The sequence below is a fragment of the Pseudomonas sp. FW306-02-D09B genome, from assembly GCF_058782685.1.
Window position 1 is genome coordinate 1 of sequence record NZ_JBYSXY010000037.1, and the last position, 9,599, is coordinate 9,599.

The following is a 9,599-nucleotide window of genomic DNA, read 5'->3' on the forward strand; positions in this document are numbered from 1 at the left end:
TGGCTAGAGTCAGAATCGGGCTTTTAGTCCCACCCACCCCTTCAAGTCTAAACATACAAGCGGGCTTGCTCGCGAAGGGGCCATAACATCCTGCCTTGATGTTGAATGTCAGTCCGCTTTCGCGAGCAAGCCCGCTCCCACATTAGATTTTCTGCAGTCTTACGGTTTGACCAACCGTGCATCCAGGCTGTTCTGCGCCAGGCGCTTGGCCTGATCCTGGGTCATGCCCAAATGGGTATACAGCGCATGGAAGTTTTCGGTGACATAACCGCCGAAGTACGCCGGGTCATCCGAGTTCACCGTAACCTTCACGCCACGCTCAAGCATGTCGAGGATGTTGTGCTGGGACATGTCGTCGAACACGCGCAGCTTGGTGTTGGACAGCGGGCAAACGGTCAACGGGATCTGTTCGTCGATGATCCGCTGCATCAGGCGCTCGTCTTCGATGGCGCGCACGCCATGGTCGATCCGCTGGATTTTCAGCAGATCGATGGCTTCCCAGATGTACTCCGGCGGGCCTTCTTCACCAGCGTGAGCAACGGTCAGGAAACCTTCATGACGAGCGCGATCGAACACGCGCTGGAACTTGCTCGGCGGGTGTCCCATCTCTGAACTGTCCAGGCCGACGGCGACAAACGCATCACGGAACGGCAGCGCCTGATCGAGGGTTTTCTCGGCTTCTTCTTCGCTCAAGTGGCGCAGGAAACTGAGGATCAAACCGCTGGTGATGCCCAGTTGCTGTTCACCGTCCTTCAATGCGCTGGCGATACCGTTAAGCACCACTTCGAACGGCACGCCACGGTCGGTATGGGTTTGCGGATCGAAGAACGGTTCGGTGTGAATCACGTTCTGCGCCTTGCAACGCAACAGGTAGGCCCAGGTCAGGTCGTAGAAATCCTGAGAGGTGCGCAACACATCGGCGCCCCGGTAATACAGGTCCAGGAACTCTTGCAGATTGTTGAAGGCATAGGCCTTGCGCAGGGTTTCGACGTCGCTCCACGGCAGGGCGATCTTGTTGCGTTCGGCCAGGGCGAACAGCAACTCAGGCTCCAGCGAGCCTTCCAGGTGCAGGTGCAATTCTGCCTTGGGCAGGGCGTTCAGCCAGTCGTACATATTCTTTTCTCATCAGGTACAGATAGTGAGCATTCTACAGATGCCTGTAGAAACAATTAGCAAAACCTGACCGGTCGGTTCATCCAGCCACCCCATAAGCCTGGGTGTCGGCAACGTAGGCAAGGGCCAGCCCTTGCCTACAATGGAGTCCGGTCAGATGTTGGCGATCAACTGCCGTGCCGCCTGGCTGTGATCGGCGATCAAGCCTTTCAGGTCCAGCCCTTCGACTTGCCCGTCGATCACTCGCCATTTGCCGCCGATCATCACCCGGTCTGCACGATCCGCGCCACACAACAGCAATGCCGAGATCGGGTCATGGCTGCCAGAGAAGCGCAGCTCATCGAGTTTGAACAACGCGAGATCCGCTTGCTTGCCCACCGCGAGTTCGCCGATGTCGCTGCGACCGAGCAGCTTCGCCGAACCCTGGGTGGCCCAGCCCAGCACCAGCTCCGGGGTGATTTTCTCTGCGCCATAACGCAGCCGTTGCAGGTACAGCGCCTGACGGGTTTCGAGGATCATGTTCGAGGCATCGTTGGATGCCGAACCGTCGACACCCAAGCCCAGCGGTGCGCCGGCAGCCGTCAGCTCCAGGGTTGGGCAAATGCCTGATGCCAGGCGCATGTTCGAACTCGGGCAATGGCAAATGCCGGTACCCGCCGCGCCGAGTCGGGCGATTTCGTCGGGGTTGAAGTGAATGCCGTGCGCCAGCCAGGTGCGTGGGCCGAGCCAGCCAACGCTGTCCAGGTAATCCACGGTGCGCAGGCCGAAGCGTTGCAGGCAGAAGTCTTCTTCGTCGAGGGTTTCGGCGAGGTGGGTGTGCAGGCGTACATCGAGCGTATTCGCCAGTTCGGCGCTGGCCGACATGATTTGCGGCGTGACCGAGAACGGCGAGCAGGGCGCCAGGGCGATCTGGATTTGCGCACCGTCGCCACGTTCGTGGTACTCGGCGATCAGGCGTTGGCTGTCGGCGAGAATCACTTCGCCTTGCTGCACGGTTTGCTGGGGCGGCAGGCCTCCATCCTTTTCACCTAGGCTCATCGAGCCACGGGTCAACATGGCGCGCATGCCGAGTTCACGGACGCTTTCGACTTGCACGTCGATGGCGTTTTCCAACCCCTCGGGAAACAGGTAATGGTGGTCGGCGGCAGTGGTGCAACCCGACAGCAGCAATTCAGCCAGGGCCACCTTGGTTGCCAGCGCGAGTTTTTCAGGGGTCAGTCGAGCCCAGACCGGGTAAAGCGTTTTCAGCCAGGGGAACAGCGGCTGATTGACCACCGGTGCCCAGGCGCGGGTCAGGGTTTGATAGAAGTGATGGTGGGTGTTGATCAGTCCCGGCAGGATCACATGCTCGCAGGCATCAAAGACTTGTCCACAGGGCGTCGCCGGTTGTTGGCCTTGCTTGAGTACTTCGACGATCAAACCGTCTTGCAGCACCAGGCCACCACGGGCATCGAGGTCGTTGGCCGTGAAGATCGCGAGGGGATTTTTTAACCAGATACGGGTCGCAGGCATTTGCCGGCTCCTCTGAAAATTGGGTTCAGGTTCGCCAGCTCAGTGTTGCCCTGTCTGCTGATCCAGGGTCGCCGCGGGGGGCGAAGTTCAGAGTTTACGTGGAGACCGCTTCGCGGTCTATCGCGGGCAAGCCTTGCTCCTACAGGTCATGTGTCGTATCCCGGCTCCGGGATTAATACAAATCGTGTGGGAGCAAGGCTTGCCCGCGATGGCGTCCTGTCAGGCAAGCATTACCAGGGAATCGTTTCACCCCGGTAATTCACAAAATGATGCCCACCCTTACCGGCATAGGCGTTCACCTGATCGACCAGCCCGCGAGTGCTGGTGTCGACATCGATGTCCGCGCCTTCACCCCCCATGTCGGTTTTCACCCAGCCTGGATGCAGCGACAAAACGGTCAGTTTCTGTTCGCCCAACTGTGTGACGAAACTATTGGTCATCGAGTTCAGCGCCGCTTTGCTGGCTTTGTACAGTGCCAGTTCTGGCGCATCAGGCATCGTCACGCTGCCGAGCACCGAACTCATGAACGCCAGCACACCGCTGCCTTCGCGGATCTGCCCGACGAAGCGCTGGGCCAGATTGATGGGCGCCACGGCGTTGGTGAAGAACAATTGACCCACTTCGGTCAGCGTCGCGCCACCGGGTGTCTGCACCTCCGGGCCTTTGACGCCGGCGTTGACGAACAACAGGTCGAACACCTGGCCTTTGAGTCGCTGACTGAGGGCGATCACCGCTTGCTGATCGTCCATGTCGAGCTTTTCAATCTGTACCTTGCCCAGTGCCTGCAACGCCTCGGCGTTCTGTGGGTTACGCACCGTGGCGGTGACTTGCCAGCCGTCGGCCAGCAGGGTTTTCACCAGCCCAAGGCCAAGGCCGCGTGAGGCGCCGATGATCAGTGCGGTTTTTACCGTAGACATGAGTGGCTTCCTTGAAAAAAGTCATGGGTTCAATGGGCAACGTTGCACGAGCCGTTGTTGCAGTTCCTGGCGTAACTCACCGATCTCACCAAGCGTAAAGCCCAGACGTTGGACGATCAAATGCAGAAGTTAGATTCGGGGTCAGGCACTACTTAAGGGCGAGCTGCAGGATTGGGTGCAGTTTTGGCTCCCGGCAATCTGGTTAAAAAGTGAGCATGTGGCTGCAGGCTATGCCGGCTATGCGACTGCGCCAGCCATGAACGGGTTATCCACAGGTTGCTCCACAGTATTTGTGCGCAAGCTCAAAACCCGGGCATAAGCACTGTAAGGCTTTCTTCTAAAGGTGATATGCCGCTCTAACTGTTTGTTTTACGGTGGAATTGAACCTGTGGATAGCCAATTGAACGAAAAATGATCAATGGCCGCAAAGCCACGTGGCGGAAGGGTTACAGCGCTGTGTGCTCAGGTTATCCACAGCCGGGTGCACAGCGGTTGTGGGCAAGTGTCGGAAATGTTGGCATGGCGCCAATGCCCTAAAAGATCGCAGCCTGTTTTTCAGCGCTGCAACACAATCCGCCCGCGACTCACATCCGCCAATTGACGCTGCAAGGTATCGATCTGCGTCTCACCGATGGCCAGTTGCAGTTCCACACCATTGGCGGTGAAGGTTTCTTCCACCACCAACCCGCCCAGCTCCGCGACACGCAGTTTGACCAGCGCCAATTCGCTAAAGCCGCAGGCACAACGAATCGGCACCCGGCTGATCAGGGCAATCCGCTCGGCGCCTTGCAGGCATTTATTGGCGCTGCCGCCGTAGGCCCGTGCGAGACCGCCAGTTCCCAGTTGAATGCCGCCGTACCAGCGAATCACCACGACCGCGACCTGATCGCAATCCTGCGCTTCAATCGCCGCGAGTATCGGTCGGCCAGCAGTGCCGCCCGGTTCGCCATCGTCACTGCTGCGGTACTGATCGGCGAGTTTCCAGGCCCAGCAATTGTGTGAAGCGTTCAGGTCGCTGTGCTGCTCGATGAACGCCTGCGCCTCGGCAGCGCTGGTGATCGGTGCCGCGAGGGCGATGAAGCGGCTTTTGCGAATCTCTTCACGGTATTCGCAAACGCCTGCGAGGGTAAAAGGCATGGCTGAAGGTCTTAAATGGCTGGGGTGAGGCCGCAGCCTTTAAGAATGATACGGATCAGGTTATTGCTGGCATCTTCCATGTCCTGCCTGGTCAGTTTGGTACGACCGGTGACGCGGCAAATTTGCGTGGCGAAATCGGCGTAATGCTGGGTGCTGCCCCATAACAGGAAGATCAGGTTCACCGGGTCTACAGGGTCCATCTTGCCGGCATCGATCCAGGCCTGAAACACGTCCGCGCGGCCCTGGAACCAGGCGCGGTAATCCTGATTGAAGTACTCGGTCAGGCATTCACCACCGCTGATGACTTCCATGGCGAACACCCGTGAGGCTTGCGGCTGGCGGCGGGAGAATTCCATCTTGGCGCGAATGTAGCGGGTCAGCGCTTCAGCGGGATCGTCTTCGGCAGTAAGGGTGTTAAAGGTGCTGTCCCACAACTGAATGATGTTGCTCAACACCCCGATGTACAGACCAAGCTTGTTGGTGAAGTAGTAGTGCAGATTGGCCTTGGGCAGCCCGGCATTCTGCGCGATGGTGTTCATGCTGGTGCCCTTGAAGCCGTGACGAGCGAATTCGATTTCGGCGGCTTTGAGGATCGCCTCTTCGTTCTTCTGACGAATGCGGCTGGCAGGCTTACCTGCGTGGGCTGGGACTTCAAAGGTCATGGGCGGTTCCGAGCGGGTCAGTGGGTGCACCGTGCGTTGATAGCGCACCCACAGGAATCCGACAAGCCTTGTTGCGATAAAAGCGTCAAAGCTGGGCCTTTCATGCGGTTTATCGAGTCGCCGCAAGGCTTTCCAGGAAGCTTTCCAGTACCAAATGCGGGCGCCGCCCCTTGCGTGTGACGGAAGCCAGGCTGAGGTCATAAAAACGGGTGTCGGGTTTGAGCGCGCGCAAGCGACCTTGCTGCACCCACAGGCTGGCGTAGTGGTCTGGCAGGTAACCGATGTAGCGCCCGGTCAGAATCAGAAACGCCATGCCCTCGCGGTCCGATGCGCTGGCAGTGCAGTTGAGCGCCTGATAATGCGCCTGGATCTCGGCCGGTAGACGGAAGGTCGGAGCGATCGCGTCCTGACTATTCAGGCGTTCATCGTCCAGCTGTTTATCGTCGACATAAAACAATGGATGGCCGACCGCGCAGTAGAGTAGCGAACGCTCGCTGTACAGCGGCTGATACTCAAGCCCCGACAAGGCGCTGGCCTGTGGCACCACGCCGACGTGCAAGCGACCGTCGAGCACGCCTTGTTCGACTTCATTGGGCGCGATCATGCGGATCTGAATCTGCACGTCCGGTCCACGCTCTTTCAACTGCGCCAGTGCGTGGGTGATGCGCATGTGGGGCAGGGTGACGAGGTTGTCGGTCAAGCCGATGGTCAATTCACCGCGCAAGTGTTGATGCAGTCCGTTGACCTCGGTGCGAAAACTTTCCAGCGCACTTAATAGCTGCAACGCCGATTGATAGACCTCGCGGCCCTCTTCGGTCAGCGAGAACCCGGCTCGACCACGTTGACACAGGCGCAGACCCAGTCGTTGTTCAAGATCGCTCATTTGCTGGCTGATGGCTGAGCGTCCAATCCCGAGCACACTTTCCGCTGCGGAGAAGCCGCCGCACTCGACCACGCTGCGAAAGATCCGCAGCAGGCGGATATCAAAGTCACTGACTTGCGCCAGTGGATCGGGTCGGCGGCTGCTCATGCTTTTTACTCAAAAGTTTAGTGATTGGCTGACTGAAGGTTAGAAAAGTTGGATTTCACCGACTTTATCGTCGTGGCAACTTAGCTGCAAGAACGCTTTTAATCCCTACGCCGCTTATTGCCCTGCGAGGTTTTGCTCATGAACGTGCCTGAAAACGCCCCGGTCTCCCTGGCCAGCCAACTCAAGCTCGATGCCCACTGGATGCCGTACACCGCCAACCGCAATTTCCAGCGCGATCCGCGTCTGATCGTTGCCGCTGAAGGCAGCTACCTGATCGACGACAAGGGCCGTAAAGTCTATGACTCGCTGTCGGGTCTGTGGACCTGCGGCGCAGGGCATACCCGCAAGGAAATCCAGGAAGCGGTGGCCAAACAGTTGGGCACCCTCGATTACTCGCCGGGCTTCCAGTACGGTCACCCGCTGTCGTTCCAGCTCGCCGAGAAAATCACCGAGCTGACCCCGGGCAATCTGAATCACGTGTTTTTTACTGACTCCGGTTCCGAGTGCGCCGATACAGCCGTGAAGATGGTCCGCGCTTACTGGCGTCTGAAAGGTCAGTCGACCAAGACCAAAATGATTGGTCGTGCCCGTGGCTACCACGGCGTGAACATCGCCGGCACCAGCCTGGGTGGCGTGAACGGCAACCGTAAGCTGTTTGGTCAGGCGATGATGGACGTCGACCACCTGCCGCACACCCTGCTGACCAGTAATGCCTATTCCCGTGGCATGCCGAAAGAGGGCGGTATTGCCCTGGCCGAAGAGCTGCTCAAACTGATCGAACTGCACGACGCCTCGAATATCGCTGCGGTGTTCGTCGAGCCACTGGCCGGTTCTGCCGGTGTACTGGTTCCGCCTCAGGGTTATCTGAAGCGGCTGCGCGAAATCTGTGATCAGCACAACATCCTGCTGGTATTCGACGAAGTCATCACCGGCTTCGGTCGTACCGGTTCGATGTTCGGTGCTGACAGCTTCGGCGTGACTCCTGACCTGATGTGCATTGCCAAGCAGGTTACCAACGGCGCGATCCCGATGGGCGCGGTGATTGCCAGCTCGGAGATCTACCAGACCTTCATGAACCAGGCGACGCCGGAATACGCAGTGGAATTCCCGCACGGTTACACCTATTCCGCGCACCCGGTGGCTTGTGCTGCCGGCCTGGCGGCACTCGACCTGCTGCAAAAGGAAAACCTGGTGCAGAGCGTGGCCGAAGTCGCGCCACATTTCGAGAATGCGCTGCACGGTCTGAAAGGCTCGAAGAACGTCATCGACATCCGTAACTACGGCTTGGCCGGTGCGATCCAGATCGCTGCGCGCGATGGCGACGCTATCGTGCGTCCATTCGAGGCGGGCATGGCGCTGTGGAAGGCGGGTTTCTATGTGCGCTTCGGCGGCGACACCCTGCAGTTCGGCCCAACCTTCAACAGCAAGCCGCAGGATCTTGATCGTCTGTTCGATGCGGTCGGCGAAGTGCTGAACAAGATCGACTGATTAGCCCTTCTATATAAGAACGAATAACGGACGCGCAGCGATGCGCGTCTGTGGACAATTTTTCAGGAGCCCCGCATGAGCCTCATCCCGCATTTGATCAATGGCGAACTGGTAACCGATAACGCTCGCACTGCTGACGTGTTCAACCCGTCCACTGGTCAGCCAATCCATAAAGTGCCATTGGCCAGCCGTGAAACCATTCAAAAAGCCATCGACTCAGCCAAGGCTGCATTTCCGGCCTGGCGCAACACGCCACCGGCCAAACGCGCCCAGGTGATGTTCCGCTTCAAGCAATTGCTGGAGCAGAACGAAGCGCGTATCGCTCAATTGATCAGTGAAGAACACGGCAAGACGCTGGAAGACGCCGCGGGTGAATTGAAGCGCGGTATCGAAAACGTCGAGTTCGCCTGTGCGGCGCCGGAAATCCTCAAAGGCGAATACAGCCGTAATGTGGGCCCGAACATCGATGCCTGGTCGGACTTCCAGCCGTTGGGTGTAGTGGCCGGTATCACCCCGTTCAACTTCCCGGCGATGGTGCCGTTGTGGATGTATCCGCTGGCGATCGTCTGCGGTAACTGTTTCATTCTCAAACCATCCGAGCGTGATCCAAGCTCGACGTTGTTGATCGCTCAGCTCCTGTTGGAAGCCGGCCTGCCGAAAGGCGTGTTGAGCGTGGTTCACGGTGACAAGGCTGCGGTCGATGCGTTGATCGAAGCACCTGAAGTCAAAGCACTGAGCTTCGTCGGCTCGACACCGATTGCCGAATACATTTACGCCGAGGGCACCAAGCGCGGCAAGCGCGTCCAGGCACTGGGCGGCGCGAAGAACCACGCGGTATTGATGCCGGATGCCGATCTGGATAACGCAGTCAGCGCTCTGATGGGCGCGGCTTACGGTTCTTGTGGCGAGCGTTGCATGGCGATCTCGGTAGCCGTGTGCGTTGGCGATCAGGTTGCGGATGCTCTGGTGGCCAAACTGGTTCCGCAAATCAAGGCGCTGAAAATCGGCGCCGGCACTTCGTGTGGTCTGGACATGGGGCCACTGGTTTCCGGTCAGGCTCGCGACAAGGTCAGTGGCTATATAGAGGACGGTGTTTCTGCCGGTGCTTCCCTGATCGTCGATGGTCGTGGTCTGAGCGTGGCTGGTCATGAGGAAGGCTTCTTCCTGGGTGGCTGCCTGTTCGATAACGTCACGCCAGAGATGCGTATCTATAAAGAGGAGATCTTCGGGCCGGTGCTGTGTGTCGTTCGGGTCAATAGCCTGGAAGAGGCTATGCAACTGATCAACGATCACGAGTATGGCAACGGCACCTGCATCTTCACCCGTGATGGTGAGGCGGCGCGGTTGTTTTGCGATGAGATCGAAGTCGGCATGGTTGGGGTTAACGTTCCGCTGCCGGTCCCAGTGGCTTACCACAGCTTTGGTGGCTGGAAGCGTTCGCTGTTTGGTGACCTGCATGCGTATGGCCCGGATGGTGTGCGTTTCTACACCCGTCGCAAGGCGATTACCCAGCGCTGGCCACAACGTGCAAGCCATGAAGCCTCGCAGTTCGCATTCCCAAGCTTGTAAGTAGAAGGGCAGAAGGCCGGTCCACCTCTATATGGTGGTGGACCGGCCTTCGTGTTTTCGGGGCTTTTTGACTGATATGACAGATTTATGAAAATAGGTGTTGACGGCAGATTCTGGAAGTCTATAATTCGCCCCACTTCCGGCGCAGTCGAAACGGAAAACTCCTTGGTA

8 protein-coding genes are annotated in these 9,599 nt (G+C 58.4%); 2 read left to right on the top strand and 6 right to left on the bottom strand.

Translation table 11 applies throughout. The features are described 5' to 3' along the window. Positions 1-159 precede the first annotated feature (159 nt). From AC3WK5_RS28940 to AC3WK5_RS28965, 6 genes are all read right to left on the bottom strand, one after another. Complete coding sequence (locus AC3WK5_RS28940) at positions 160-1,113, bottom strand: adenosine deaminase (protein ID WP_103320467.1); 954 nt, start codon at positions 1,111-1,113, stop codon at positions 160-162. Between the two features lie 153 nt (positions 1,114-1,266). Then, entirely contained in the window at positions 1,267-2,625 is a 1,359-nt protein-coding gene (locus tag AC3WK5_RS28945) for an 8-oxoguanine deaminase (RefSeq protein ID WP_103320465.1), read from the bottom strand. Between the two features lie 230 nt (positions 2,626-2,855). Next, a complete protein-coding gene (locus AC3WK5_RS28950; protein ID WP_103320463.1) occupies positions 2,856-3,542 on the bottom strand; it encodes an SDR family oxidoreductase in 687 nt (228 codons plus the stop codon). Between the two features lie 555 nt (positions 3,543-4,097). After that, positions 4,098-4,679 (bottom strand): IMPACT family protein, encoded by a 582-nt coding sequence (locus AC3WK5_RS28955; RefSeq protein WP_103320461.1) that lies wholly within the window; start codon positions 4,677-4,679, stop codon positions 4,098-4,100. 11 nt (positions 4,680-4,690) lie between these two features. Next, entirely contained in the window at positions 4,691-5,341 is a 651-nt protein-coding gene (locus AC3WK5_RS28960; RefSeq protein ID WP_054594144.1) for a TetR/AcrR family transcriptional regulator, read from the bottom strand. A gap of 109 nt (positions 5,342-5,450) precedes the next feature. Next, positions 5,451-6,371, bottom strand: coding sequence for a LysR family transcriptional regulator (locus AC3WK5_RS28965; protein WP_054594143.1), 921 nt, complete (start codon positions 6,369-6,371; stop codon positions 5,451-5,453). Positions 6,372-6,509: 138 nt separating this feature from the next. Between AC3WK5_RS28965 and aptA the strand changes: the two genes are divergently transcribed. Both aptA and AC3WK5_RS28975 read left to right on the top strand, forming a co-directional pair. Beyond that, positions 6,510-7,859: an omega-aminotransferase AptA gene (gene aptA / locus AC3WK5_RS28970; RefSeq protein WP_103320459.1), complete on the top strand. Its 1,350-nt coding sequence runs from the start codon at positions 6,510-6,512 to the stop codon at positions 7,857-7,859. A 75-nt stretch (positions 7,860-7,934) separates the two neighbouring features. After that, positions 7,935-9,428, top strand: coding sequence for a CoA-acylating methylmalonate-semialdehyde dehydrogenase (locus AC3WK5_RS28975; protein WP_103320457.1), 1,494 nt, complete (start codon positions 7,935-7,937; stop codon positions 9,426-9,428). Positions 9,429-9,599: the final 171 nt, after the last annotated feature.